29 protein-coding genes are annotated in these 26,040 nt (G+C 68.8%); 16 read left to right on the top strand and 13 right to left on the bottom strand.

Annotated features, from left to right (window positions below):
* Positions 1-200 precede the first annotated feature (200 nt).
* Positions 201-473, top strand: coding sequence for a 30S ribosomal protein S20 (gene rpsT, locus KPB06_RS11205; RefSeq protein ID WP_006482211.1), 273 nt, complete (start codon positions 201-203; stop codon positions 471-473).
* A 159-nt stretch (positions 474-632) separates the two neighbouring features.
* On the opposite strand, the gene KPB06_RS11200 is transcribed toward rpsT, so the two are convergent.
* Positions 633-953, bottom strand: a complete 321-nt coding sequence (locus KPB06_RS11200) for a DUF3579 domain-containing protein (RefSeq protein WP_006482210.1) — start codon at positions 951-953, stop codon at positions 633-635.
* A gap of 413 nt (positions 954-1,366) precedes the next feature.
* Between KPB06_RS11200 and argF the strand changes: the two genes are divergently transcribed.
* Positions 1,367-2,296 (top strand): ornithine carbamoyltransferase, encoded by a 930-nt coding sequence (argF, locus tag KPB06_RS11195; RefSeq protein WP_059578391.1) that lies wholly within the window; start codon positions 1,367-1,369, stop codon positions 2,294-2,296.
* An 86-nt stretch (positions 2,297-2,382) separates the two neighbouring features.
* On the opposite strand, the gene murB is transcribed toward argF, so the two are convergent.
* Positions 2,383-3,432: a UDP-N-acetylmuramate dehydrogenase gene (gene murB, locus KPB06_RS11190; protein WP_275905588.1), complete on the bottom strand. Its 1,050-nt coding sequence runs from the start codon at positions 3,430-3,432 to the stop codon at positions 2,383-2,385.
* Positions 3,433-3,568: 136 nt separating this feature from the next.
* On the opposite strand from murB, the gene KPB06_RS11185 reads away from it, so the two are divergent.
* A complete protein-coding gene (locus KPB06_RS11185) occupies positions 3,569-4,054 on the top strand; it encodes a YajQ family cyclic di-GMP-binding protein (RefSeq protein ID WP_034208219.1) in 486 nt (161 codons plus the stop codon).
* A gap of 78 nt (positions 4,055-4,132) precedes the next feature.
* Here KPB06_RS11185 and plsY read toward each other — a convergent pair whose 3' ends face one another.
* Both plsY and ybaK read right to left on the bottom strand, forming a co-directional pair.
* The gene (gene plsY, locus KPB06_RS11180) at positions 4,133-4,774 is read right to left on the bottom strand and encodes a glycerol-3-phosphate 1-O-acyltransferase PlsY (RefSeq protein WP_050017052.1); all 642 of its coding nucleotides are present in this window, start codon (positions 4,772-4,774) and stop codon (positions 4,133-4,135) included.
* 116 nt (positions 4,775-4,890) lie between these two features.
* Positions 4,891-5,382 carry a Cys-tRNA(Pro) deacylase gene (gene ybaK / locus KPB06_RS11175; RefSeq protein WP_012329097.1) on the bottom strand — a complete coding sequence of 164 codons (492 nt, stop codon included), beginning with the start codon at positions 5,380-5,382 and terminating at the stop codon, positions 4,891-4,893.
* Positions 5,383-5,617: 235 nt separating this feature from the next.
* Here ybaK and KPB06_RS11170 point away from each other — a divergent pair, with 235 nt between their 5' ends.
* The gene (locus KPB06_RS11170; RefSeq protein WP_275905587.1) at positions 5,618-7,180 is read left to right on the top strand and encodes a class I adenylate-forming enzyme family protein; all 1,563 of its coding nucleotides are present in this window, start codon (positions 5,618-5,620) and stop codon (positions 7,178-7,180) included.
* Between the two features lie 68 nt (positions 7,181-7,248).
* On the opposite strand, the gene xerD is transcribed toward KPB06_RS11170, so the two are convergent.
* The 3 genes from xerD to queG all read right to left on the bottom strand — a co-directional run bounded on the left by xerD (position 7,249) and on the right by queG (position 9,955).
* Positions 7,249-8,199 carry a site-specific tyrosine recombinase XerD gene (gene xerD / locus KPB06_RS11165; protein WP_059644840.1) on the bottom strand — a complete coding sequence of 317 codons (951 nt, stop codon included), beginning with the start codon at positions 8,197-8,199 and terminating at the stop codon, positions 7,249-7,251.
* A complete protein-coding gene (locus tag KPB06_RS11160) occupies positions 8,196-8,666 on the bottom strand; it encodes a methylated-DNA--[protein]-cysteine S-methyltransferase (RefSeq protein ID WP_059578402.1) in 471 nt (156 codons plus the stop codon). Before KPB06_RS11160 ends, xerD begins: the two co-directional genes overlap by 4 nt.
* Before the next feature lie 65 nt (positions 8,667-8,731).
* Positions 8,732-9,955 carry a tRNA epoxyqueuosine(34) reductase QueG gene (gene queG / locus KPB06_RS11155; protein WP_275905586.1) on the bottom strand — a complete coding sequence of 408 codons (1,224 nt, stop codon included), beginning with the start codon at positions 9,953-9,955 and terminating at the stop codon, positions 8,732-8,734.
* A gap of 17 nt (positions 9,956-9,972) precedes the next feature.
* On the opposite strand from queG, the gene tsaE reads away from it, so the two are divergent.
* Together tsaE and KPB06_RS11145 are read left to right on the top strand one after the other, a co-directional pair.
* Positions 9,973-10,524 (top strand): tRNA (adenosine(37)-N6)-threonylcarbamoyltransferase complex ATPase subunit type 1 TsaE, encoded by a 552-nt coding sequence (gene tsaE / locus KPB06_RS11150; protein WP_059578407.1) that lies wholly within the window; start codon positions 9,973-9,975, stop codon positions 10,522-10,524.
* Complete coding sequence (locus tag KPB06_RS11145; RefSeq protein WP_099316757.1) at positions 10,506-12,032, top strand: N-acetylmuramoyl-L-alanine amidase; 1,527 nt, start codon at positions 10,506-10,508, stop codon at positions 12,030-12,032. Before tsaE ends, KPB06_RS11145 begins: the two co-directional genes overlap by 19 nt.
* 45 nt (positions 12,033-12,077) lie before the next feature.
* On the opposite strand, the gene KPB06_RS11140 is transcribed toward KPB06_RS11145, so the two are convergent.
* Both KPB06_RS11140 and KPB06_RS11135 read right to left on the bottom strand, forming a co-directional pair.
* Positions 12,078-12,959 (bottom strand): EamA family transporter, encoded by an 882-nt coding sequence (locus KPB06_RS11140; protein ID WP_275905620.1) that lies wholly within the window; start codon positions 12,957-12,959, stop codon positions 12,078-12,080.
* Positions 12,960-13,002: 43 nt separating this feature from the next.
* The gene (locus tag KPB06_RS11135) at positions 13,003-13,218 is read right to left on the bottom strand and encodes a hypothetical protein (RefSeq protein ID WP_060313693.1); all 216 of its coding nucleotides are present in this window, start codon (positions 13,216-13,218) and stop codon (positions 13,003-13,005) included.
* On the opposite strand from KPB06_RS11135, the gene KPB06_RS11130 reads away from it, so the two are divergent.
* Positions 13,217-14,098 carry a pirin family protein gene (locus KPB06_RS11130; RefSeq protein ID WP_059578417.1) on the top strand — a complete coding sequence of 294 codons (882 nt, stop codon included), beginning with the start codon at positions 13,217-13,219 and terminating at the stop codon, positions 14,096-14,098. The genes KPB06_RS11135 and KPB06_RS11130 overlap by 2 nt on opposite strands.
* A gap of 52 nt (positions 14,099-14,150) precedes the next feature.
* The gene (gene trxA, locus KPB06_RS11125) at positions 14,151-14,999 is read left to right on the top strand and encodes a thioredoxin (protein WP_059578420.1); all 849 of its coding nucleotides are present in this window, start codon (positions 14,151-14,153) and stop codon (positions 14,997-14,999) included.
* Between the two features lie 108 nt (positions 15,000-15,107).
* On the opposite strand, the gene KPB06_RS11120 is transcribed toward trxA, so the two are convergent.
* Positions 15,108-15,965, bottom strand: a complete 858-nt coding sequence (locus KPB06_RS11120) for a tRNA threonylcarbamoyladenosine dehydratase (RefSeq protein WP_059578424.1) — start codon at positions 15,963-15,965, stop codon at positions 15,108-15,110.
* Positions 15,966-16,093: 128 nt separating this feature from the next.
* Here KPB06_RS11120 and pdxH point away from each other — a divergent pair, with 128 nt between their 5' ends.
* The 3 genes from pdxH to KPB06_RS11105 all read left to right on the top strand — a co-directional run bounded on the left by pdxH (position 16,094) and on the right by KPB06_RS11105 (position 19,402).
* Positions 16,094-16,738: a pyridoxamine 5'-phosphate oxidase gene (pdxH, locus tag KPB06_RS11115; protein WP_059644820.1), complete on the top strand. Its 645-nt coding sequence runs from the start codon at positions 16,094-16,096 to the stop codon at positions 16,736-16,738.
* A 121-nt stretch (positions 16,739-16,859) separates the two neighbouring features.
* Positions 16,860-18,080: an SAM-dependent methyltransferase gene (locus tag KPB06_RS11110; protein ID WP_124659056.1), complete on the top strand. Its 1,221-nt coding sequence runs from the start codon at positions 16,860-16,862 to the stop codon at positions 18,078-18,080.
* Positions 18,081-18,103: 23 nt separating this feature from the next.
* Positions 18,104-19,402 (top strand): DUF72 domain-containing protein, encoded by a 1,299-nt coding sequence (locus tag KPB06_RS11105; RefSeq protein WP_059578434.1) that lies wholly within the window; start codon positions 18,104-18,106, stop codon positions 19,400-19,402.
* Between the two features lie 22 nt (positions 19,403-19,424).
* On the opposite strand, the gene msrA is transcribed toward KPB06_RS11105, so the two are convergent.
* On the bottom strand, positions 19,425-19,985 hold the full coding sequence (gene msrA, locus KPB06_RS11100) for a peptide-methionine (S)-S-oxide reductase MsrA (protein WP_059578436.1): 561 nt from the start codon (positions 19,983-19,985) through the stop codon (positions 19,425-19,427).
* Between the two features lie 216 nt (positions 19,986-20,201).
* Entirely contained in the window at positions 20,202-20,435 is a 234-nt protein-coding gene (locus tag KPB06_RS11095) for a hypothetical protein (RefSeq protein ID WP_226094298.1), read from the bottom strand.
* Between the two features lie 112 nt (positions 20,436-20,547).
* Here KPB06_RS11095 and KPB06_RS11090 point away from each other — a divergent pair, with 112 nt between their 5' ends.
* The 3 genes from KPB06_RS11090 (at position 20,548) to KPB06_RS11080 (ending at position 23,415) form a co-directional block, all read left to right on the top strand.
* Complete coding sequence (locus KPB06_RS11090; protein WP_059578438.1) at positions 20,548-21,954, top strand: selenium-binding protein SBP56-related protein; 1,407 nt, start codon at positions 20,548-20,550, stop codon at positions 21,952-21,954.
* A complete protein-coding gene (locus KPB06_RS11085; RefSeq protein WP_059578441.1) occupies positions 21,951-22,616 on the top strand; it encodes a hypothetical protein in 666 nt (221 codons plus the stop codon). Before KPB06_RS11090 ends, KPB06_RS11085 begins: the two co-directional genes overlap by 4 nt.
* A 289-nt stretch (positions 22,617-22,905) precedes the next feature.
* On the top strand, positions 22,906-23,415 hold the full coding sequence (locus KPB06_RS11080; RefSeq protein ID WP_059578443.1) for a flavin reductase family protein: 510 nt from the start codon (positions 22,906-22,908) through the stop codon (positions 23,413-23,415).
* Here KPB06_RS11080 and KPB06_RS11075 read toward each other — a convergent pair.
* Entirely contained in the window at positions 23,402-23,902 is a 501-nt protein-coding gene (locus KPB06_RS11075) for an Lrp/AsnC family transcriptional regulator (RefSeq protein WP_006477992.1), read from the bottom strand. The genes KPB06_RS11080 and KPB06_RS11075 overlap by 14 nt on opposite strands.
* A 129-nt stretch (positions 23,903-24,031) precedes the next feature.
* Between KPB06_RS11075 and kynB the strand changes: the two genes are divergently transcribed.
* On the top strand, positions 24,032-24,673 hold the full coding sequence (gene kynB / locus KPB06_RS11070) for an arylformamidase (RefSeq protein WP_059578446.1): 642 nt from the start codon (positions 24,032-24,034) through the stop codon (positions 24,671-24,673).
* Between the two features lie 28 nt (positions 24,674-24,701).
* On the top strand, positions 24,702-25,955 hold the full coding sequence (kynU, locus tag KPB06_RS11065; RefSeq protein ID WP_264160269.1) for a kynureninase: 1,254 nt from the start codon (positions 24,702-24,704) through the stop codon (positions 25,953-25,955).
* Positions 25,956-26,040: the final 85 nt, after the last annotated feature.

Here is a 26,040-nt window from a genome sequence, read left to right as displayed (position 1 = left end):
ACTCGCTTGATTTTGTTGCTATAATCGCCGGTTTCTGGGCTCGTACATGCACGGCAACTGCCGTTTTCATGTCCCGGCCTCGGTTAAAATCACCGTTTTTTTATGCGCCCCTGGGCAATCGTTCTCAGGGGACGGATCGAAAAGCAGCGCTTGGCCGTCAGGCTCCAAGCTCTGGAAACAGGACAGGATAAGGAACCGTCATGGCTAACTCCGCACAAGCACGCAAGCGCGCCCGCCAGGCCGCGAAGGCAAACTCGCACAACTCGGCGCTGCGCTCGAAATTCCGTACCGCGATCAAGTCGGTTCGCAAGGCTGTTGAAGCCGGCGACCAGGCAAAGGCTGCCGAGCTGTTCAAGGCTGCCGTGAAGACGATCGACACGATCGCCGACAAGAAGATCGTTCACAAGAACAAGGCCGCTCGCAGCAAGAGCCGCCTGGCCGCAGCCGTCAAGGGTCTGCAGGCAGCAGCGTAAATCCGGTGCGCCCGCGCGAGCGGGCGCTCCTGTTTCCTGCGATCACGAAAAAGCCCGCCTAGGCGGGCTTTTTTGTTGCCTGCCGCCGGGCGCATCGGGCGCGGCGGCAGGATTTGCCCGGGCTGGCGCAGCTCGCGCCCTCGCCCGCCGGCATCACACTCACTTCTTCGCGTTGTAGTCCGGCAGTTCGCACGCCTCGGTCACGACGAGGTTGTTGTCCTTCGCGAAATTCAGCACGAAATCGAAAGCCATCGGCTCGATGTCGCGCAACCGCGAATCGAGGATCACGCATTTCAGGTCGCCGAGCATCGTCGGGCGCACGTACAGCGAATACTTGAGACGCGCATTCGGCCCGCTCGCCCCCGGCCCGAAGCAGGCCATCACACCGGCCAGACGTTCCGACCAGTCGCTCGGGCGAAACTTTTTCCCGTCTTTCGTGATGCCCTGGATGAAGAATTCGGTCGGAGGGGTTTCAGCCATGTGGTTACCCAAGTGACGGCCCGGCGATGCCCAGGCAACGGCGCCTGGATACGCGAACACAAAGCTGGAGTGGCAAGCGGCACAAGCGTTCCGATATCCCGAAAACGGGGCGTCGATGTGCGCCGCCGGTGGACTGCACCGGATTTGTGCAGCGCACGGCTTGTGTCCGGCAGAGCGCGAAAAGCCTTGCCTGCCGGGCTGGAGAAAACTTTTGGATTATACCGCAGCGCGCCATCGCGCGTCGTCCCGACGCCCGTCTACCCGCACCGCCGGCGACGCGCGGCGACGCTGCCCCGCGTCGCGCCACGGCTCGTCAAAGCACGGAAAATCCTTTATGCTGCTTTGAGTTATCCACACCCGACGGCGGCGCCGTCCGGCCTCGCTGCCGGGTGAGACCCGCCGTATTTCGTTTCATGACCGCCAAAACCATTCGTCACTACCTGCAGTTCAAGGATTTCTCGCTGGAAGACTACGAGTACGTGCTCGAACGCACGGGTATCCTGAAGCGCAAGTTCAAGAACTACGAGACCTATCACCCGCTGCACGACCGCACGCTCGCGATGATCTTCGAGAAGAGCTCGACCCGCACGCGCCTGTCGTTCGAGGCCGGGATCTTCCAGCTCGGCGGCCACGCCGTGTTCATGAGCACGCGCGACACGCAGCTCGGCCGCGGCGAGCCCGTCGAGGATTCCGCGCAGGTCATCTCGCGGATGGTCGACATCATCATGATCCGCACGTTCGAGCAGGACGTGATCACGCGCTTCGCGCAAAATTCCCGCGTGCCGGTGATCAACGGCCTGACGAACGAATACCACCCGTGCCAGGTGCTCGCCGACATCTTCACGTACTACGAGCACCGCGGCCCGATCGCCGGCAAGACCGTCGCGTGGGTCGGCGACGCGAACAACATGCTCTACACGTGGATCGAAGCCGCGCAGATCCTCGGCTTCAAGCTGCGCCTGTCCACCCCGCCCGGCTACGCGCTCGACATGAAGCTCGTGGCGCCCGACAGCGCGCCGTTCTACGACGTGTTCGACGATCCGAACGAAGCGTGCAAGGGCGCCGATCTCGTGACGACCGACGTCTGGACGAGCATGGGTTTCGAGGCCGAGAACGAAGCGCGCAAGCAGGCATTCGCCGACTGGTGCGTCGACGAGGAAATGATGGGCCATGCGAATCCGGATGCGCTCTTCATGCACTGCCTGCCCGCGCACCGCGGCGAGGAAGTGACGGCCGGCGTGATCGACGGCCCGCAGAGCGTCGTGTGGGACGAAGCGGAGAACCGCCTGCACGTGCAGAAGGCGCTGATGGAGTTCCTGCTGCTCGGCCGTCTGAAGCACTGACGCGCGGCAGCGCACACGCGTAAAAAAAGCGCCGGTCGACGATCGGCGCTTTTCGTTTCGGTGCGCCGAAACCGGCGCGCGCTGCGTTACAGGCAGACCGGTTCCGGCTCCAGCTCGACGCCGAACCGCGCGCGCACGTCGGCCTGGATCGCCCGCGCCAGCGCGAGCACGTCGGCGCCCGTCGCGCCGCCGCGATTGACGAGCACGAGCGCCTGGCGGTCGTGCACGGCCGCCGCCCCGAGCGCGCGCCCCTTCCAGCCGCAGCGGTCGATCAGCCAGCCGGCCGCGAGCTTCACGTGGCCGTCCGGCTGCGGATAGGACACGACGTCGGGCACGCGCGCGCGCAGCGCGTCGAACTGCGCGGCGTCGATCACCGGATTCTTGAAGAAACTGCCCGCATTGCCGAGCACCAGCGGATCGGGCAACTTCGCGCGGCGGATCGCGACGACCGCATCGAATACGTCGCGCGGCGTCGCCGCGTCGGGCGCGATGCCGCGCGCGTCGAGCTCGCGCGTGACGTCCGCGTAGCCGAGCCGCGGCGTCCATTGCTTCGGCAGCCGGAACGTCACCGCGACGATCGCGAACCGGCCGCGCCCGTCCCGCTTGAAGAAGCTGTCGCGGTAACCGAACGCGCAGCGCGCGGCGTCGAAACGCTCGCGGCGCCCCGTCGCCAGCTCGACCGCGACCAGCGAATCGAAATACGCCTTCATCTCGAGGCCGTATGCGCCGATGTTCTGGATCGGCGCGGCGCCGACGGTACCCGGGATCAGCGCGAGATTCTCGAGGCCCGGCATCCCGTGCTCGAGCGTCCACGCGACGAATGCGTGCCAGTTCTCGCCGCCGCCGGCCTCGACGTACCACGCATCGCCGTCCTCGCGCACGACGCGGCGGCCCGCGATCTCGTCGAGCAGCACGACGCCGTCGAAATCGCGCGTGAACACGATATTGCTGCCGCCGCCGAGCACGAGCCGCGGCAGGTTCGCGAGCCGCGGGTCGCGATGCAGCGCCTCGAACTGCGCCGGCTGCGTGATGCGCGCGGCGAAGCGCGCGCGCGCGGCGATGCCGAACGTGTTGTGCGCGGCGAGCGGATGGTCGGGAAGCAGCGACAGGGCGGAATCGTCAGGGGGCATCGGCATTCGCGGTCACGTCGGCCCGGGCGGCGCAGGGCCGGCCTTGGGCAAACGCAGGGGCATCGGTAAAATGGCAAACAGTCCGCAATTATAGCGAGTGCCCGCGCGCGAGCCGGGCACCCGCATCTCAAGGGAGAATGCCATGCCATCGTTCGACGTCGTTTCCGAAGCGAACATGATCGAAGTGAAGAACGCCATCGAGCAGTCGAACAAGGAAATCTCGACGCGCTTCGACTTCAAGGGCTCCGACGCACGCGTCGAGCAGAAGGAACGCGAGCTGACGCTGTTCGCCGACGACGATTTCAAGCTCGGCCAGGTCAAGGACGTGCTGATCGGCAAGCTGGCCAAGCGCAACGTCGACGTGCGCTTCCTCGACTACGGCAAGGTCGAGAAGATCGGCGGCGACAAGGTCAAGCAGATCGTCACCGTGAAGAAAGGCGTGACGGGCGACCTCGCGAAGAAGATCGTGCGCCTCGTGAAGGACAGCAAGATCAAGGTGCAGGCGAGCATCCAGGGCGACGCGGTGCGCATCTCGGGCGCGAAGCGCGACGACCTGCAGAGCACGATCGCGATGCTGCGCAAGGACGTGACCGACACGCCGCTCGACTTCAACAACTTCCGCGACTGACCGGCCGCCGGCCCGTCGCGTCATCCGGCCGGGCCCGCACACGCGGCGCGCCCGGCGCGCGGCCCGCGCCGCGCGTTCTCAGGCTTTCCCGCCGTCCTGCGCGCCGCCGTCCGCGGCCGCCTTCTTCTTGTCGCCGATCCGGCTCTCCTGCCCCGCGAGCAGCTTCGAAATGTTGCCGCGGTGACGCCACACGAGCAGCACGCTCATCGCGAGCACGGCCCAGGCGACCGGGTTGTGGCCCGGCATGCCGAACAGGAACACGTCGAACACCGGCGCGAACACGGCCGCCACCAGCGCCGCGAGCGACGAATAGCGGAAGAAGAATGCGACGATCAGCCAGGTCAGCGCGGTCGCGAGCCCGAGCACCGGGTGCACGGCAAGCAGCACGCCGGCCGCGGTCGCGACGCCCTTGCCGCCCTGGAAGCGGAAGAACACCGGGTACAGGTGGCCGAGGAACACGGCGATCGCGACCCACGCGATCGCGACGTCGGGCAGGCCGAAGCGACGGGCGAGCCAGACGGCGATCCAGCCCTTGAACGCGTCGCCGACGAGCGTCAGGATCGCGGCCTTCTTGTTGCCGCTGCGCAGCACGTTGGTCGCGCCGGGGTTCTTCGACCCGTACGAACGCGGGTCGGCCAGGCCCATCACGGAACTGACGACGACGGCGAACGACACCGAACCGATCAGGTAGGCAACGAGGGCGGCGAGCAGGATCTGCATGCGGAGGACTCTTCTTTCAACGTATCGGGAAAGGGACGGCCGTGCGCGGCAAGCCGACAGGCCGAAACGGCGCCCATTCTACCGAACGGGCGCGAGGTGCCACGAAGGTGAAACCCTCAGTCGACGCTCGCGCATTGCACGGGCTGCGCGCCGAGCAGCGACGTGAGCACCGCCGGCGCGAGGCTGACGAGGTAGCCGCGCCGGCCGCCGTTCAGATAGATCGTCGGCAATTCGAGGATCGTCGCCTCGACGTAGACGGGCATCGTCTTGCGCGTGCCGAACGGCGACGTGCCGCCGACGAGATAGCCCGAATGGCGGTTCGCGACCTCGGGCTTGCATGGCTCGACGCGCTTGGCGCCGATCTGCCGCGCGAGATTCTTCGTCGACACGGTGCGGTCGCCGTGCATCAGCACGATCAGCGGCTTCGCGTGTTCGTCTTCCATTACGAGCGTCTTCACGACGCTGTGCTCGTCGACGCCGAGCTGGCGCGCCGATTCGCCGGTGCCGCCGTGCTCGACGTATTCGTACGGATGCTCGCCGAATGCGACGCCATGACGGCGCAGCAGCTGGGTCGCGGGGGTTTCGGACACGTGTCTGGATTTGCTCATGGCGGCATTTTAATGGCGAACGATCGGCGGGCGCGCAATGGCGTGCCCGCGCCGACGGTATACTCGCGGCCCGTTTTCCGCCGGCCCGCCGCATCGCCGTCGCGATCGCGCCCATCATCGTTGCGAACTTCGTGAAGCGCTATTGTCCGATTGGCCGATTGTCGCGCACGCGCCGCCATGGCACGATCGTTCGCAAATATCGTCGGCCGTCGCCGGCCCATCATCTGGAGACGCCATGTCCTCGCCCCTCCGTTCATCCGAATCGCTCGACGTCGATGCGCTGCTCGCCGCGCTGCCGCGTCGGATTGCCGACGTGCCGGCGCACCGGGCCGCCCAGTCGCCCGCGCATCCGGCGCTGATCGAGGATGCGCGCCGGCTGTCGTACGGCGAGCTGGCGCAGGCCGTCGACGCGGCGGCCGCGCGGCTGGCGGGCCTCGGCGTGCAAGGCGGCGACCGCGTGATGATCGTCGCGGAAAACTGCGTCGCGCAGATCGTGCTGCTGTTCGCGGCCGCGCGCATCGACGCCTGGGCGCTCGTGTCGAACGCGCGGCTGTCGGCCGCCGAGCTCGATGCTATCGCCGCGCACGCGCGGCCGAAGCTGATCGCGTTCACGAGCGACGCGTCGGCCGATGCGCACGCCCATGCCGAGCGGCTCGGCGCCACGCCCGCCGGCGCGTTGCCGGTCGACATCGGCGCGTGGTCGTATCGCGTCGATGCGGGCGCGCCCGCCGAACCGGTGGCCGCCGACGGCGCCGAGCAATGCGCGGCGCTGATCTACACGACCGGCACGACCGGTACGCCGAAAGGCGTGATGCTGTCGCACCGCAACCTGCTGTTCATCGCGGCGACGTCGAGCATGCTGCGCCGCGTGTCGCCCGACGACGTCGTCTACACGGTGCTGCCCGTGTCGCACGTGTACGGGCTCGCGTCGGTGTGCCTGGGCAGCCTCTACGCAGGCGCGACGCTGCGGCTCGCGCCGCGCTTCTCGCCGGAAGCCGTGCGCATCGCGCTCGCCGACGAAGGCGTCACGATCTTCCAGGGCGTGCCGGCGATGCACGCGAAGCTGCTCGAACACGTGCACACGCACGGCCATGCCTGGCGCGCGCCGCGGCTGCGCTTCGCGTATTCGGGCGGCTCACCGCTCGATGCGAATCTGAAGGCGCGCGTCGAGCGCCTGTACGGCGTGCCGCTGCACAACGGCTACGGGATGACCGAAAGCAGCCCGACGATCACGCAGACGCCGCTCGACGCGCCGCGCACGGACAGCTCGGTCGGCGTACCGATTCCGGGTGTCGACATGCGGATCGTCGCGCCGGACGGCACCGACGTGCCGCCGGGCGAAGTCGGCGAGATTCGCGTGCGCGGGCCGAACGTGATGCTCGGCTACTACCGCAACGCGGACGCGACGCGCGCGGCCGTGTCGCCGGACGGCTGGCTGAGCACCGGCGATCTCGCGCGGCAGGGCGCGGACGGCGCGGTGACGATCGTGGGCCGCAGCAAGGAGCTGATCATCCGCTCGGGCTTCAACGTGTATCCGGTCGAGGTCGAGCAGGTGCTGAACGCGCATCCGGACGTCGTGCAGGCGGCCGTGATCGGCCGGGCGATCGACGGCAACGAGGAAGTGCTCGCGTTCGTCGAGCTGGTGCCGGGCGCGGCGGCGGACGAGGCGGCATTGCATGCGTGGTGCGCGGAGCGGCTCACGGCTTACAAACGCCCCGCGCACATCCGCGTGCTCGATGCGCTGCCGGCCGCATCGACCGGCAAGGTGCTCAAGCACCGGCTGCGCGAGCTGGTCTGACGCAGCAGCCGCGCGCATCGCGGGTTCGGGTCGCAGCCCGCGCCGCGCGAATGCACGCGCGCCGCGCGTCACCCGCGCGGGTGGTGCTCCGCATGCAGCGTCTTCAGCCGCTCGCGCGCGACGTGCGTATAGATCTGCGTGGTCGAGATGTCGCTGTGGCCGAGCAGCAATTGCACGACGCGCAGGTCGGCGCCGTGATTCAGCAGGTGCGTCGCGAACGCGTGCCGCAGCGTGTGCGGCGACAGGTGCGCGCGCACGTCGGCCTGCTGCGCGTGACGCTTGATGATGTTCCAGAACTGCTGGCGCGTCATCCCGTCGCCGCGCGCGGTCACGAACAGCGCGTCGGCCGCGCGCGCGCCGAGCAATGCCGGCCGCGCGTCGCGCAGGTAGCGTTCGATCCAGCCGTGCGCGACTTCGCCGAACGGCACGAGCCGCTCCTTCGAGCCCTTGCCCATCACCCGCACGACGCCTTCGTTGAGGCCGACCTCGACCGTCTTCAGCGTCACGAGTTCGCTCACGCGCAGCCCGCTCGCGTACATCAGCTCGAGCATCGTGCGATCGCGCAGGCCGAGCGGCGTGCCGATGTCGGGCGCGCCGAGCAGCGCCTCGACCTGCGCCTCCGACAACGTCGACGGGAACCGCGCGCCCTGTTTCGCGGACGTGATCCGCAGCGTCGGGTCGGCGCTCGCGCGATGCTCGCGCACGGCCCAGCCGTAATAGCGACGAAATACGGACAGCCGCCGGTTCGACGACGTCGCCTTGCCGTCGCTGCGTGCGGCGATGTAGCCCGTCACCATCGCCTCGTCGGCCGCGTCGAGCGGCGCGTCGTGCGTCGCGGCCAGCCACTGGGAAAACAGCACCAGATCGCGCCGGTACGCGTCGAGCGTATTGCGCGCGAGCCCGTGTTCGAGCCACAGCGCATCGCAGAACACGTCGATCGACGCGCGGCTCGCGAGCAGCGCGGGCGATGCCGCGACGGCATCGTCGTCGGCCGCGGGGGAAATCATCGGTTCGCTCATCGGTATGGCACGCCCTCGTGCGCGAGCAGCCAGCGCTTCACTCGCTGGTAATAGCCGTTGTCGTCGTGGTTCGCGAACCCGCCGAGGCCGCCCGCCGCGACGACGCGATGGCACGGAATCACGAGCGGGAAGTAGTTCGCGCCGCACGCCTGGCCGACCGCGCGCGGCGCGCTGCCGATCCGCTTCGCGACCTGGCCGTAGGTCAGCACCGTCCCGGGCGGGATGTCGCTGATCACGTCCCACACGCGATGCTGGAATGCGCTGCCGACGTCGGCGAGCGGCAGGTCGAAGCGCGCGGACGCGCGCTCGAAATAACGTTCGATTTGCTGGACCGCGCGCTTCGCGAGCGCCGAATCCGGTTCGACCGCCTTCATCGACTCGGGCAGATAGACGATCTCGCGCACCACCGCGGCATCCGTGCGGATGCCGACCTTGCCGAACGGCGCGTCGATCACTGCGTTGAACATTGCCTTCTCCTGACCGGGGGATGCGCGCGGCCCTGCCCGCGCGCCGACGACACTTTACGCCGCCTTCACGCGGCTCGCAGCGCCCATTCGACATGCTCGCGCACGACCGGCGACGGATCGTCGGCGCGGGCGCGCAGCGCGGCGACGATCGCGTCGCGCGCGGGCGGCGCGAGCCGGTCCGCGCCAGCCCGCAGCGCATTGCCGAGCCCGACCGCGAGATTGCGCAGCCAGCTTTCGTAGCCGATGCGCCGGATCGCGCTGCCCTGCATCCGCGTATCGAACGTGTCCGCGTCCCACGCGAACAGCTCGACGAGCGTCGCACGGTCGAGGCCGTGCCGCACGTCGAAATCGGCGACGGGTGCGGCCTGCGCGAACTTGTTCCACGGACACACGAGCTGGCAGTCGTCGCAGCCGTACACGCGATTGCCGATCATCGGCCGCAGCGGCTCGGGAATGCTGCCTTTCAGTTCGATCGTCAGGTACGAGATGCAGCGGCGCGCATCGACGCGGTACGGCTCGACGATCGCGCCGGTCGGGCACGCGTCGATACAGCGCGTGCAACTGCCGCAGTGCGCGCCGGGCGTCTCGGGCGCGGTGTCGGGCGACGTGCGCGCGTCGGTCGGCAGCGGCAGGTCGACGTAGATCTCGCCGAGAAAGAACAGCGAGCCGGCATCGCGCTGCAGCAGCAGCGTGTGCTTGCCGCGCCAGCCGACCCCGGCCTTCTGCGCGAGTTCGACTTCGAGCACGGGCGCCGAATCGGTGAACACGCGATAGCCGAACCCGCCGATCTCGTGCTCGATGCGCTCCGCGAGCGTCTGCAGCCGGTTGCGCAGCACCTTGTGATAATCGCGGCCGCGCGCATAGATCGACACGACGGCCGCCTGCGGATCGTCGAGCCGTGCGCGTTCGCGCGCGCGCCAATCGTGCGGCACGAGCGCGCCGGGCTCGTCGTCAGCGAGCGTTTGGGCCGGTAAATAGGCGAGCCGCACGGAGATCACGCGTCGCGTACCGGCCACAAGTTCGGCCGGCCGCGCGCGTTTCATCCCATGTTTCGCCATATAATCCATTTCGCCGTGGTAACCGGCTTCCAGCCAGGCGGCGAGGCCTGCTTCGGCATCCGAGAGATCGGTGTCGCTGATGCCGATCGCCCCGAAACCCAATTCGCGCCCCCACGCCCTGATGCGAGCGGCGAGCGCAGTCAACGCCGCATCGTCGAGCGCGCACGGCGCCGCGCCTTCGGCACGAGTCGAAGGCCTGTCGGATGCGGCGCGTTCCGGTAGTCGGTTCATCGCACTATTTTACGAGAATGCCAGCCACGCCCAGCCAACCGCCTCACGCCATGCTGCCCGCCCCGCTCGCGGAGCGCGTGATCGCGCTCGCCGACGAAGCGGCAACCGAGGCCTTCGGCACCCGCTTCGCGCACGCGCTCGACGCCGCGCGCATCGCGCTCGACCGCGCCCACGCGTTCGACGGGCTGCAGATCCAGCTGGTCGGCGATCTCGGCGCGGGCAAGACGACCCTCGTGCGCGCGATCCTGCGCGGCCTCGGCCACCAGGGGCGCGTGCGCAGCCCGACCTATACGCTCGTCGAGCCGTACGCGCTCGAACGCAGCGACGGGGAACTCGAGGTCTATCACTTCGATCTGTATCGATTCAACGATCCGGCCGAATGGTCGGACGCAGGCTTTCGCGAATATTTCAATTCCAGCGCGATCTGCCTCGTCGAATGGCCGCAACAGGCGGGCGCCCTGCTCGGCGTGCCCGATCTGGTTTTCTCGCTCGACGTGGACGGCGACGGCCGCGTCCTCACCGTCCGGGCGTACAGCGCTTCAGGAAACGCATGTCTCGAAAGATGTTGATCAAACCGTTCCGCTCGATCGAATCGGCGGCCACCGCGACGCACAACTGGCGGCGCCGTCAGATCCTGCGCGCGGGGGCGTCGACGCTGGTGCTCGGTCTCGTCGCGCCGCGGCTCGCGCACGCGTCGTCGGTGCTCGGCGTGCGCGTGTGGCCCGCACGCGATTACACGCGCGTCACGATCGAATCCGACCAGCCGCTGCAGAATAGCCAACAACTGCTGCAGGGCCCCGACCGTCTCGTCGTCGACCTGAACGGCCTCGACCTCGACCAGGCGCTGCGCGACCTCGTCTCGAAGATCGCGCCGAACGATCCTCAGATCCAGTCGGTGCGCGTCGGCCAGTATCAGCCGCACGTCGTGCGGATGGTGTTCGACCTGAAAGGCTCGGTGAAGCCGCAGGTGTTCACGCTGCCGCCCGTCGGCACGTACAAGTACCGGCTCGTGTTCGACCTGTACCCGGCCGTCGCGCCCGATCCGCTGTCCGACCTGATCGCACAGACGGAACGCAAGGAACAGGCGCTCAACGACACCGCGCGCGCGCAGCAGATGCAGCCGCCGTCCACGCTGGCCGGCCCGGGCACCCCGCCGCCCGCCGCGGGCGACAACAGCGACGCATTCTTCCAGCGTTTCGCGCAGAACACGCCGGCCGCGCCGCACACGCCGCCGGCCGCCGGCACGCCGTCGACGCCCGCGAAGCCGGCCGTCAAGCCGCCGCCCGTCATCGCGCGCCGCGACGACAGCGACGACGACGGCGACACCTACAAGTTCACCGCGCCGAAATCGGGCAAGGGCGGCACCGTGCGCCTGCTGACGGTCGCGATCGACCCGGGCCACGGCGGCGAGGATCCGGGCGCGATCGGCGGCAACGGCACGTACGAGAAGCACATCGCGCTCGACATCGCGAAGAAGCTGCGCGCGAAGATCGACGCCGCCCCGAACATGCGCGCGATGATGACGCGCGACGCCGATTTCTTCGTGCCGCTGAACGTGCGCGTGCAGAAGGCGCGCCGCGTCGGCGCGGATCTGTTCGTGTCGATCCACGCGGACGCGTTCACGACGCCGTCCGCGCGCGGCTCGTCGGTGTTCGCGCTGTCCGACCACGGCGCATCGAGCGCCGCGGCGCGCTGGCTCGCGAACAAGGAAAACTCGTCCGACCTGATCGGCGGCATCAACATCAAGACCCAGGACGCGGCAGTCAGCCGCGCGCTGTTCGACATGTCGACGACCGCGCAGATCCGCGATTCGCTGCGCTACGGCAACTACGTGCTGAAGGAAGTGGGCGGCATCAACAAGCTGCACAAGGGCTCGGTCGAGCAGGCCGGGTTCGCGGTGCTGAAGGCGCCCGACATCCCGTCGATCCTCGTCGAGACCGCGTTCATCAGCAACCCGGACGAAGAGCGCCGGCTCAACGACGACAGCTATCGCGACGAGATGGCCGACGCGATCTTCCGCGGCATCAAGCGCTACTTCGCCGCGAATCCGCCGCTCGCGAAGAGCCGGATGGCCTGAGCGCCATCCGTTCCCTGCCGCCGGCACGCAGCGCGTGCCGGCGCGTCACGACGATGCCGCGAAGCGGCTCAGCAGTTTCCCGCCGAACACGTTCACCGCGAGCCCGCCCATCACGAGCGCGGCGCCGATCAGCTGCGCTTGCGTCAGATGCTCGTCGAGCAGCAGCGCCGACGACGCGAGCCCGACGATCGGCACCAGCAGCGAGAACTGCGCGACCTGCGCGGCCGGATAGCGCGACAGCAGGCGGCTCCACAGCCCGTAGCCGAGCAGCGTCGCGACGAACGCCAGATAGACGACCGCGAAGATCGACGCGCCGTCGAGCCCGGCGAGCGCGGTCGCGATCCGCCGCGGCCCCTCGAACCACAACGACAGCAGGAAGAACGGCACGGGCGGCACGAGGCTCGCCCACACGACGAGCGACACGAGGTTCGCCTTCCCGACCTTCTTCGTGACGATATTGCCGAAGGCCCACATCGCGGCCGAGCAGATCGTCAGCAGGAAGCCCGCGAGCGTCATCGCGCGGCCGCCCTGCGCGGCGATCACGACGAGCCCGCCCGCGGCGATCGCGAGCCCGACCAGGTTCTGCACGCGCAGCCGCTCGCCGAGGAACAGCATCGCGAACACCAGCGTGAAGAACGCCTGCGACTGCAGCACGAGCGACGCGAGGCCGGCCGGCATGCCGACGTACATGCCGGTGAACAGGAACACGAACTGGCCAAGCTGGATCGTCGCACCGTACAGCACCAGCAGCCGCCACGAAATCTGCGGCCGGCGCACGAAGAAGACCGCCGGCACGGCCGCGAGCGTGAAGCGCAGCGCGCCGAGCAGCATCGGCGGCATGCCATGCAGGCCGACCTTGATCACGACGAAGTTCACGCCCCACGCCAGAATCACGACCAGCGCGAGCAGCAGATCCTTCGGGGCCATCATCGGCGTCTCCTCGATTGTCGAATCGTCGTTGTGAAGCCGGTCAGTCTACCGGGTTTCGCCGCCGCGCCGGATACCCGCGCGGCGCGCATGGAATCGGCAGCGGGCGCAGCGGCTCGCGCGACGCGGTGGACACCGCACGATGCGTGCCCGCCACGGCCGCATCGCGCCGCGCGCGTTTCGCGCTGCCCGTCACGCGCGCCGCCGTGCCGCCAGTACAATGACCGGCAATCCAGCCGTTCCCCACGAGGCCCGCCATGACCGACTCGATCAAAGCCTTGCTGAAGCCGCACGTGCGCGACATCGGCAACCTGCAGGTGCGCCGCACACTGCCCGCGCTCGCCGCACGCCTCGTCGGCCCGTTCATCTTCTTCGATCACATGGGGCCCGCCATGCTGCCGGCCGGCACGGGGCTCGACGTGCGCCCGCATCCGCACATCGGGCTCGCGACGGTCACCTATCTGTTCGACGGCGCGATCCTGCACCGCGACAGCCTCGGCTCGCGGCAGGAAATCGTGCCGGGCGACGTGAACTGGATGACGGCCGGCCGCGGGATCGTCCACTCGGAGCGCACGCCCGACGCGCAGCGCGCGAGCGGCCACACTGTGCACGGGATCCAGACCTGGGTCGCGCTGCCGAAAGCGCACGAGACGACCGAGCCGTCGTTCGAGCACCACGCGGCCGACACGCTGCCCAAGCGCGACGAAGACGGCGTGGCGCTGACGGTGATCGCCGGCGACGCATTCGGGCTGCGCTCGCCCGTGACGACGTTCTCGCGCACGCTGTACGTCGCGGCCGAATTCGCGGCCGGCGGCCGGCTCGAACTCGATGCGTCGCACGAGGAGCGCGCGGTGTACGTGGTCGACGGCGAGCTCGCGATCGACGGCGCGCCGGTGCCGGCCGAGCGGATGGCCGTGCTCGCGCCGGGCGCGAGCGTCACGCTGACGAGCGGCAGCGGCGCGCGCGCGATGCTGCTCGGCGGCGACCGGATGGACGGCGAACGCTTCATCGAGTGGAATTTCGTCGCGAGCAGCCGCGACGCGATCGAACGCGCGAAAGCGGCGTGGACGCGCCAGGAGATGGGCAAGGTGCCCGGCGAGACCGAATGGATTGCGCTGCCCGAAGCGAAGCCGCGTTGAAAAAGCGGCGCACCGCCCCCACCCTGACGATATTCGAACGGAAGAGAACGCCATGGACACCACGCTTGCCACATTCGAGAAAGACGTCATCGAGGCGTCGCTGGACACGCCCGTGCTGGTCGACTTCTGGGCGCCGTGGTGCGGCCCCTGCAAGACGCTCGGCCCGCTGCTGGAAAAGCTCGAAGCCGACTACGCAGGCCGCTGGAAGCTCGTGAAGGTCAACGTCGACGAGAACCAGGAGCTCGCCGCGCACTTCCAGACGCGCAGCATCCCGCACGTGATCGCGTTCGCCGACGGGCGGCCGGTCGACCAGTTCGTCGGCGTGCTGCCCGAAGGGCAGTTGCGCGCGTTCCTCGACCGCCTGCTGCCGGCCCCCGAGGAAGCCGAACGCCGCGCCGCGCAGTACGCGATGGCCGAACAGCGCTTCGACGATGCGCGCGCGCACCTCGAAGCGGCGCTCGCGCTGAACCCCGGCTACGACGACGCGCGCCTCGACCTGATCGAGCTGCTGCTCGCGCGCAACGAAGTCGATGCCGCACGCGCGGAGACCGAGCGCCTGTCGCCGCAAACCGTGCAGAACGGCGACCCGCGCTACCAGGCGATCAAGACCCGTTTCGACGCGCTCGACGCCACGGCCGACCTGCCGCCGACCGACGCGCTCGAGGCGCGCATCGCGGCGAACCCGGCCGATCTCGACGCGCGCTTCGACCTCGCGCAGAGCCTGATCGCGCGGCGCGCGTACGAAGGGGCGCTGGAACAGTTGCTGGAAATCGTGACGCGCGATCGCGCGTACGGCGACGATCTCGGCCGCCGCACGATGATCTCCGTGTTCGAACTGGCCGGCGATCGCCCCGACCTCGTCGCCGCGTGGCGACGCAAGCTGAGCATGGCGCTCAACTGACCCGACGCACGACCGGCCGGGCCGCCACGGCCCGGCTGCATCGGCCTATCGCTCGCGGCACGTCACCCGCGCCGCGGCATCGTCGTTGCGTGCCCGCGCGCCGCGCGTTCAGCCGGCCGCCCGTGCCGCGATCGCCCGCAGCGCATGCGCGGCCGCCGCGAAACCGAAGCTCGCGGTCACGCACACGCTCGAACCGAAGCCCGCACAGTTGAGCCCCGCGACGTGCGCGGCGGCGGACGGCTCGGCGCCGTCCTCGATGTCGCAGGCCGCCGCTTCCGGATAGATCAGCGGCTCGTCCGAATACACGGCGCTGACCTTGAAGCGCGCCTTCGGCCCGCGCGGAAAGCCGTGCTGCTTGCGCAACTGCGCGCGGACCTTCGACAGCAGCGGATCCTGAATCGTCAGCGCGAGATCGTCGATGCGAATGCGCGTCGGGTCGAGCTGCCCGCCCGCGCCGCCGACGACGATCAACGGCTGCCGTTTCGCGACGCACCACGCGATCAGCGCGACCTTCGTGCGCACGCTGTCGATCGCATCGATCACGTAGTCGAAGCCGCCGCCGAGCAGCGCGTCGAAATTGTCGGGCTCGACGAAATCCTCGACGCGGTTCACGCGGCATGCGGGATCGATCAGCGCGATGCGCTCGGCCATCGCGTCGACCTTCGGCTTGCCGTAATTGCCGTCGAGCGCATGGATCTGCCGGTTCGTGTTGCTTTCCGCGACGTTGTCGAGATCGATCAGCGTCAACGTGCCGACCGCGTTGCGCGCGAGCGCCTCGGCCACCCACGACCCGACGCCGCCGATCCCGATCACCGCGACGTGCGCCCGCTCGAACGCGGCGGCCGCCGGCGCGCCGTACAGGCGCGCGACGCCGCCGAAACGCCGCGCGCGATCCACGTCAAGCTGGATTTCCGGGGTCGGGGTAAGATCGGAAGAACTGGGCGGGGCGGCGTCGGCGGCGGACATGGCAGCAAGGAAAACGTAAGTCGTGCAGCCCTCTATTCTGCCTGAACTCCCCGCTCGCACGCGCTACCGTGCACGCACGATTCTCGCGCGTTCGCTATACTGGCCCCAGATTGAAGCGTTTGCATAACATGACGACTCTCGCCGATCTTCGGATCAACTATTCGCGCGCTTCGCTCGACGAAGCCGATGCCGCCCCCGACCCCTTCGCCCAGTTCGATCGCTGGTTCAAGGAGGCGCTCGCCGCCAAGCTGCCCGAGCCGAACACGATGACGCTCGCGACCGTCGGCGCCGACGGCCGGCCGTCGGCCCGGATCGTGCTCATCAAGGGCGTCGACGAACGCGGGTTCGTCTTCTTCACCAATTACGAAAGCCGCAAGGGGCACGATCTGGCCGTGCATCCGCACGCCGCGCTGCTGTTCTACTGGATCGAGCTCGAGCGCCAGGTACGCATCGAAGGCCGGATCGAGAAAACCAGCGCGGAAGAAAGCGACCGCTATTTCGCGTCGCGCCCGCTCGGCTCGCGCATCGGCGCGTGGGCGTCGGACCAGAGCACCGTGATCGACAGCCGCGCGACGCTCGAAGCGCGCGAAAAGGCCGTCGGCGAACGCTATGGCGACAACCCGCCGCGCCCGCCGCACTGGGGCGGCTACCGCCTCGTGCCCGACGCGATCGAGTTCTGGCAGGGGCGCCCGTCGCGGCTGCACGACCGCCTGCTCTATACGCGCGACACCGCGGCGGCGTCGGGCTGGACGATCTCGCGCCTGTCGCCGTAAGCGCGGCGCCGGCGCATGCCGGTCGTGTTCCGGGTTGCATCCGGGCGCCCGCGCCGCACGCGGCGGGCGCCGGTCAAGATACTTGGCTGTATTCGATTCAACGAACAAACGGAGAATCCAAATGTTCTGGGAAAAGAAGCTGGCACAGTGGGCGGACGAAGTACGGGCGAAAGCGAACATACCGGCGCGCCTCGTGCTGTGGAACGGCGATCAACTCGATTTCGGCACCTTCAGCGCGCCGCAGGTCACGCTGAAGGTGAACAGCGCGTCGGCGCTGCCGCTGCTGCTCGAACCGAGCCTCGACAACCTCGGCGAGGCATACGTGAAGGGCAAGATCGACATCGAAGGCAAGCTGTCGGACATCATCAACATCGGCTACTCGCTCGCGCGCAGCACCGTGACGAGCGCGAGCAAGCTCGCACGCGTGAAGCGCTACTTCAATCACACGAAGAGCACCGACAAGAAAGCGATCCAGTACCACTACGACGTCTCGAACGAGTTCTACAAGCTGTGGCTCGACGAGAACATGGTGTACTCGTGCGCGTACTTCGAGAACGGCGACGAGGATCTCGCCACCGCGCAGATCAAGAAGATCGACCACATCCTGACGAAGATCCAGCTGCAGCCCGGCCAGCGCCTGCTCGACATCGGCTGCGGCTGGGGCGCGCTCGTGCTGCGCGCCGCGCAGAAGTTCGGCGCGACGTGTCTCGGCGTGACGCTGTCGCAGAACCAGTTCGACCTCGCGACCGCGCGCGTGAAGGCGGCGGGGCTGGAAGACAGGATCGAGATTCGTCTGCAGGATTACCGCGAGATCGAAGGCCAGTTCGACCGCATCACGAGCGTCGGGATGTTCGAGCACGTCGGGCGCAAGAACCTGCCGCTCTATTTCTCGCGCGTCCGCGAGCTGCTGACCGACGACGGCATCGCGATGAACCACGGGATCACGTCGACCGACGCGGAAAGCGGCGAAACCGCGCTCGGCGGCGGCGAATTCATCGACCGCTACGTGTTCCCCGACGGCGAGCTCCCGCACATCAGCCTCGCGCTCGAAGCGGCGCAGCGCGGCGGGCTCGAGGCGGTTGACGTCGAAAGCCTGCGCCGGCACTATGCGCGCACGCTCGACATCTGGACGGAAAACTTCGAGGCGAAAGCCGAGGAAGCGCGAAAGCTCGTCGACGACGAAAAATTCCGCATCTGGCGCGTGTATCTCGCCGGCTGCGCGTATGCGTTCGAGCACGACGACGTGTCGATCTTCCAGATCGTGTGCCGCAAGGCCGGGCGCAGCGCGAAAACGCTGCCGTGGTCGCGGCGCTATATGTACGAACACGCGCTGCCGCGCTAGGCGGCGCATCACGCTGGGCATGCATGGGTGACGGCAGGACGCGGCGCAAGGCGCCGCCACAACGACAGCGGCACGACGACACCGACGAGTCGCACGCCGACGGGCAGTTCGACCTGTTCGGCGTGCCGACGGACACTGCACGCACGTCGCCAGCGGACGGTGACCGCTCCGCCAGCCCCGATGAGCCCGTGACGCCGGACGCAGCGAAGGACCCGCGACCGGCGCCGCCCGCCCGTACGATCTCCCGCCCCGCCGCCGAAGACGCACCCGCCCCGTCGTCCGGCCTGCTGTGGGACGAACCGCCGTCGGCGGCCGCCCCGCCGAAGAAAGGCCGCCGCAAGCGCGGCGTGCTGCCCGCGCCGATCTCGGCGGACGTCGCCGAAGTCGCGGCCGGCCTGCCGCCGAACGTGCGGCTCGGCACGTCGTCGTGGTATTTCCCCGGCTGGAACGGCATCGTCTACGACGGCGACTTCGCGCAGACGAAGCTGTCGCGCGAAGGGCTCGAAGCGTATGGCGCGCATCCGCTGCTGAAAAGCGTGAGCCTCGACCGGTCGTTCTACGGCCCGCTGTCGGTGGCCGACTACCTGCGCTACGCGCAGCAGGTGCCCGACGATTTCCGCTTCGTCGTGAAGGCGCCGGCCGCGGTGACCGACGCGGTGATCCGCGGCCGGCGCGGCGAGCCGTCCGGGCCGAACCCGACGTTTCTCGATGCGCCGCTCGCGACCCGCGAATTCGTCCAGCCGTGCCTCGACGGGCTCGGCCGGAAAGCCGGCGTGCTCGTGTTCCAGTTCTCGCCGCTGCCCGATCAACTGCTCGCGCAGCCGGCCGCGCTGATCGACCGGCTCGCCGCGTTCTTCGCGGCGCTGCCGCCGTTGCCGCCGGACGCCGACGGCACGCGCTATGCGATCGAGATCCGCGACGCGAGCCTGCTCACGCCGCGCTTCATCCGCGCACTGGCCGCGCTCGGCGTGCGCTACTGCGTCGGCCTGCACGCGCGGATGCCCGACCCGCTGCGCCAGGCCGCCGCGCTCGCGCTGCTCGACGGCGACGCGCCGGGCCCGCTGATCGTGCGCTGGAGCCTGCACGGCGGCTTCAAGTACGAGCAGGCGAAAGCGAAATACGAGCCGTTCGACAAGCTCGTCGACGAGGATCCGGCCACGCGTTCGGCGCTCGCCGAACTGGCCGCGCGCTACGCGCTGGCCGGCCAGCCGGTGATCATCACGATCAACAACAAGGCGGAAGGCTCGGCGCCGCTGTCGTGCCTTGCACTCGCACGCGAAATCGCCGCCGCGTGCGCGCAGTGGCGCAACGAGGCGGCGTGACGCCGGTTGCCGCGGCCGACGCTCAGGCGCCGCGCAGCGACTTCAGCCGGTGCGAGAACTTCTGCCGGAATTTCGCGAGCTTCGGCCCGATCACGACCGAGCAATAGCCCTGCCCCGGGTTGCGCGCGTAATAGTTCTGATGATAGTCCTCGGCCGGCCAGTAGTTGCCGTCGAGCGGCACGACCTGCGTGACGATCGGCTGGCCGAACACCTGTTCGCGCTCGAGCTCGCGGATCACGTCGAGCGCCGTATCGCGTTGCGCATCCGAGTGCGTGAACACGACCGACCGGTATTGCGTGCCGACGTCGTTGCCCTGCCGGTTCAACTGGGTCGGATCGTGCGTCGCGAAGAAAATCTCGAGGATCTCGCGATAACCGATGCGCGCCGGGTCGAACGTCACGTTGACGACTTCCGCGTGGCCCGTGTCGCCTTCGCAGATGTCGCGATAGCCCGGATTGCGCGTATGACCGCCCGCGTAACCCGACTGGACGGCCGTCACGCCGTCGACGTCGAGAAACACGGCCTCCGTGCACCAGAAACACCCGCCTCCGAGCGTCGCGGTTTCAAGCATTTCGTTCCCCATGAAATCAGCCTCTCGTGGATGATGGCAGCCGGCACACGCGTGCCGGCTGCCACGGTTTCGCATCGCCGCTGCCGGCCCGCGGTGCGGGACGCGGCGGCACTCCGGCAAGTATCTCACTCGCGCGCGAAACTGGCAGATCGGCCAGGCGTCGCACGCGACCGGCAGCGTATTTCTCGTCTACACTAGGCACGCGCACGCGGCGGTCACCCCGCCGCGTCAACCCAGCGTCCGATGCATGCCCGACCCCGATGCCAACACCATCTGCCGGAACATCGATATGCACGCCTTAACAGACATCGCCTGCGTCGCGGCCCCGCTCGCCGCTACGTCAATCGCACCGTCGCGGTGGCGCGTGCCCGTTTCACGGAGCGCGCCGCGTGGCAACCCGTCGCCTTTTCCCGCTTTCACGACCTGATGCACGGCATCGCGCGCATCGCCGACGCGTTGCATTCGCCTGCCGCTCGCTCCGCCGGCATGATGCGCGCCGCGCGGCCACCGCAGTCCGCACGTCCGCAACGAACGGCCGTGCGTCCACGATCCGACACCTTCGAGAGACACCACCATGAGCATGCGGCCTGACCCGACGTTTCACGCTTCGCCCGAGCTTGCGATGCAGGCGCCGGCGGAAGAGTTTGCCTATACGTTGTTGCTGAGCCCCGATTTTTCCAGACCCGACGCGCTCGCCGTGATCGACGTGAAGCCCGGTTCGTCGACGTACGGCAAGATCGTGCATACGGTGACGATGCCGAACACCGGCGACGAGTTTCACCATTTCGGCTGGAATGCGTGCTCGTCGTCGCTGTCGCCGCTCACCGGCCATGCGTTCCTCGAGCGCCGCTTCCTGATCATCCCCGGCCTGCGCTCGTCGCGCATCTACGTGATCGACACGAAGCCGCATCCGACGCAGGCGCGCATCCACAAGATCATCGAGCCCGACGAGATCTTCGCGAAAACCGGCTATTCGCGGCCGCACACCGTGCATTGCGGCCCCGAGGGCATCTACGTGAGCACGCTCGGAGGGGCGGGCAAGGACGGCACCGACGGCGCGCCCGGCATCTTCATCATGGATTGCGAAACCTTCGACGTGCTCGGCCGTTGGGAAATCGACCGCGGCCCGCAGGACAAGCACTACGACTTCTGGTGGAACCTGCCGCGCGACTACATGGTGTCGAGCGAATGGGCGCTGCCGCCGCAATTCGAGAACGGGATCGTCCCCGAGGATCTGCTCGCGAACAAGTACGGGCACCGGCTGCATTTCTGGGATCTGCGCGCGCGACGCAACGTGCAGACGATCGATCTCGGCGCGCAGCACCAGATGGCGCTCGAGGTGCGGCCCGCGCACGACCCGGTGCGCGAGTACGGATTCGTCGGCGTCGTGGTCGATACGACCAATCTCGAAGGTTCGATCTGGACCTGGTGGCGCGAAGGCGGCAAGTTCCATGTGAAGAAGACCGCGACGATCCCCGCCGAGCCGGCGCCGGCCGACGAGTTGCCGCCGCTGCTGCAAGGATTCGGCGCGGTGCCGCCGCTCGTGACCGACATCGACCTGTCGCTCGACGACCGCTTCCTGTACGTGTCGTGCTGGGGCACCGGCGAGATGCGCCAGTACGACGTGTCGGACCCGCACCACCCGGTGCTCGCCGGGTCGGTGCGCATCGGCGGCATCGCGCGCCGTGCGCCGCACTCGAACGGCCGCACGTTCGCGGGCGGCCCGCAGATGGTCGAGATCAGCCGCGACGGCCGGCGCGTGTACTGGACCAACTCGCTCTATTCGACGTGGGACGACCAGTTCTATCCGGACGGCGTGCCGGCCGCGCAGGTGCTCGCGCACGCGGGGCCGGACGGCGGGCTGACGCTCGCCGACGACTACTGGGTCGAATTCCCCGACGGCTATCGCGCGCACCAGATCCGGCTCGAAGGCGGCGACTGCTCGACCGACTCGTTCTGCTATCCGTCGGTCAAGCGTTGAGCGCCGGGCTTCATGCGCCGTTCGCGCTGTGGGCGGCCGTGCTCGCGAGCGGCGTCTATCACGGGCTCAACCCGGCGATGGGCTGGCCGCTCGCGGTGTCGAACGCGCTGATGACGCGCCGCGGCGGCGCGCTCGTCGCGGCGCTCGGCTATCTCGCGCTCGGTCATGCGCTCGCCGTCTTCACGGTGATGCTGCCGTTCGGGCTGCTCGCCGCGCTGCTCGCGTGGCAGACGGCGATCCGCGTCGGCGCGAGCGCGCTCGTGATCGGCTTCGGCGCGGTGCTGCTGATCCGGCGCCGGCATCCGCGGGCGCTCGCGCGGATTCCGCCGGCGCGGCTCGGCCTGTGGTCGTTCGCGGTCGCGCTCGCGCACGGCGCGGGGCTGATGCTCGTGCCGATCTACCTCGGCCTCTGCGGGCTCGACCGCGATGCCGGCCACCGCGCGGCGGCGATGCTCGTCGATGCGCATCTCGGGATGGCGCTCGTCGTCGCGGCCGTGCACGCGGCCGCGATGATCGCCGCCGGCGGCGGGCTCGCATGGCTCGTGTACCGCTATCTCGGGCTGAAGTTCGTGTCGCGGAGCTGGTTCAATCTCGACACGGTGTGGGCGTCGAGCCTGATCGTGACGGGGGCGCTGTCGCTCGGGCTGGCGGCGGCGCGATAGCGCGGGTCGCGCTGCGATGCAATGCCCTGCAGCGCAATCCGGCGTCGGGACGAACGGCCGCACCGTCAAAAAGCGTGACGGAACCGCGATGCCGGCCGCGCGCCGCACTGTTCGCTACGTCACCCTGCCGTCACGACGCGCCGCCCGACCGGGCCCGGCGGCCCCGATTCCGCTAAAATCGGGCCATGCGCACCCCTTCCTCATCGACCGCCTTGTCGTCTTTCGTCCGCCGCGCCCGTCGCACCCGCGCCGTGCCGCGCCCGCCCGTCCCGTTCCGGATGGCTGCCCGATGAGCCACGCCAATCCGCCGGATTTCGACTCGGCCGCCTTCCGGCAGGCGCTCGGCCAGTTCGCGACGGGCGTGACGGTGATCACGACGCAGGCGCCGTCCGGCCAGTTGATCGGCATCACCGCCAGCTCGTTCAATTCGGTTTCGCTCGATCCGCCGCTCGTGCTGTGGAGCCTCGCGCACAAATCGGCGTCGACGCCGGTGTTCCGCGGCAACAGCCATTACGTGGTGAACGTGCTCGCGGCGTCGCAGCTCGACCTGTGCAAGCGCTTTTCCACCTACAAGGGCGACCGCTTCGAAGGGATCGCGCACGCGGCCGGCAACTCGGGGATGCCCGTGCTCGACGGCGCGCTCGCGTGGTTCGAATGCCACAACCGCAGCCGCTACGACGAAGGCGACCACGTGATCTTCGTCGGCGAAGTGGAGCGCTGCGGCGTGCGCGCCGTATCGGACGCCGCCCCGCCGCTCGTGTTCCACGGCGGCGGCTTCCACGGCCTCACACCGCTTTGATCGCCCCCGTGCGCGCGAGGCCGACCGGCGCGCCGGCTTCGTCCTTCAGCGTCTGCAGCACGATGTTCGAACGGATGTCCATCACGCCCGGCGCCTTGTACAGGCGGTTCAGCACGAAATCCGAATAGTGCTTGAGGTTGTGCGCGAGCACGCGCAGCAGATAGTGGCTCTCGCCCGTCACGACGAACGCGCCGACCACCTCCGGCCATTCGCGCAGCGCTTCCGCGAAGCGCTCGTGCCATTGATTCTCTTCGTTGCGCATCGACACCTGCACGAACGCCTCGAGCTCGAAGCCGAGCTTCTCGCGGCTCAGGCACGCGCGATAGTGCTCGATCACGCCCTGCTCCTCGAGCAGGCGCATGCGGCGCAGGCAGGCGGATGGCGAAAGCGAAATGCGTTCGGCCAGGTCGAGATTGCTGATTCTGCCCTCCTCCTGCAATACCGCCAGAATCCGGCAGTCGGTGGCATCGAGCGTGATCGCGTGCATTTTTGGTCCCCGTTTTCCCTCTGAGTCGAATTATCTGCCAATCCGGCGGATTGTCCATGTTTATTTCGCAAGCACTTTCTGCGAGCGTCCACCTATCATTCGATGCATCGATTCACGATTCGTCATGCCATGGACACACTCTGGGACATCTCGCCGCCCGTCAGCCCCGCCACCCCCGTGTGGCCGGGCGATACGCCGGTTTCCGTCGAGCGCGTGTGGCGGATGGAGGCCGGTTCGCCGGTCAACGTCGCGCGCCTGACGCTGTCGCCGCACACGGGCGCGCACTGCGACGCGCCGCTGCACTACGACGCCGACGGCGCGCCGATCGGCGCGGTGCCGCTCGACACCTATCTCGGCCCGTGCCGCGTGATCCATTGCATCGGCGCGGCGCCCGTCGTGCGGCCGGCCGATATCGCGGCCGCGCTCGACGGCGTGCCGCCGCGCGTGCTGCTGCGCACGTATGCGCGCGCCGCGGTCGAACGATGGGACAGCCATTTCTGCGCGGTCGCGCCCGACACCGTCGATCTGCTCGCCGCGCATGGCGTCAAGCTGATCGGCATCGACACGCCGTCGCTCGACCCGCAGGAATCGAAGACGATGGATGCGCACCATCGCGTGCGCGCGCACCGGATGGCGATCCTCGAAGGCATCGTGCTCGACGACGTGCCGCCCGGCGACTACGAATTGATCGCGCTGCCGCTGAAATTCGCGACGCTCGACGCGAGCCCCGTGCGCGCGGTGCTGCGCGCGCTGCCCGCACGCGCCGCCTGACTACCCCGACCCACGACCCCACATCATGATGATCAAGACCCGTGAAGACGCGCTCGCGCTCGACCGCGACGACCCGCTGGCGCCGCTGCGCGACCAGTTCTCGCTGCCCGACGGCGTGATCTACCTCGACGGCAATTCGCTCGGCGCGCAGCCGCGCGCGTCGGCCGCCCGCGCGCAGCAGGTGATCGGCGCCGAATGGGGCGAAGGCCTGATCCGCAGCTGGAACACGGCCGGCTGGTTCGCGCTGCCGCGCCGCCTCGGCGACAAGCTCGCGACGCTGATCGGCGGCGCGCCCGGCGAAACGGTCGTGACCGACACCATCTCGATCAACCTGTTCAAGCTGCTGTCGGCGATGCTGCGCCACCAGGCCGAGCGCGCGCCCGAGCGCCGCGTGATCGTGTCGGAGCGCTCGAACTTCCCGACCGATCTGTATATCGCGCAGGGGCTGATCGAACAGCTCGGCGGCGGCTACGAGCTGCGCCTGATCGACGATCCGGCCGACCTGCCCGGCGCGCTCGGCGCGGACACGGCCGTCGCGATGATCACGCACGTGAACTACCGCACCGGCTACATGCACGACATGCCGGCCGTCACGCAGCTCGTGCACGACGCGGGCGCGCTGATGCTGTGGGATCTCGCGCACTCGGCCGGCGCGGTGCCGGTCGACCTGAACGGCGCACGCGCGGACGGCGCGGTCGGCTGCACGTACAAGTACCTGAACGGCGGCCCCGGCTCACCCGCGTTCGTGTGGGTGCCGCAGCGTCACCTCGCGCATTTCTCGCAGCCGCTGTCGGGCTGGTGGGGCCATCGCGCGCCGTTCGCGATGCAGCCGGGCTTCGCGCCGGATCCGGGCATCGCGCGCTTCCTGTGCGGCACGCAGCCGATCGTGTCGATGTCGATGGTCGAATGCGGGCTCGACGTGTTCCTGCAGACCGACATGGATGCGATCCGCCGCAAGTCGCTCGCGCTGACCGACGCGTTCATCGCGCTCGTCGAAGCGCGCTGCGCGGGCCTGTCGCTGAAGCTCGTCACGCCGCGCGCGCATCACCAGCGCGGCTCGCAGGCGAGCTTCGAGCATCCGCACGGCTACGAAGTGATGCAGGCGCTGATCGCGCGCGGCGTGATCGGCGACTACCGCGAGCCGTACGTGCTGCGCTTCGGCTTCACGCCGCTCTATACGCGCTTCGTCGACGTGTGGGATGCGGTCGAGACGCTGCGCGACATCCTCGCCACCGATGCGTGGAAGGCGCCCGAATTCGCCGAACGCGGCGCGGTGACCTGAGCGGTCTTGCGCGGCGCGCCGCCGTTGCAGGCGGCGCATGCGCCGCGCGTTCGTCATTCAAATCTGGAGAAAGTCGTGAATTCTG

It is taken from the genome of Burkholderia semiarida, from assembly GCF_029268935.1.
Taxonomy (GTDB): Bacteria; Pseudomonadota; Gammaproteobacteria; order Burkholderiales; family Burkholderiaceae; genus Burkholderia; species Burkholderia semiarida.
The sequence above is the reverse complement of the archived record's forward strand: the minus strand, read 5'-3'. Positions and strand labels throughout refer to the sequence as shown.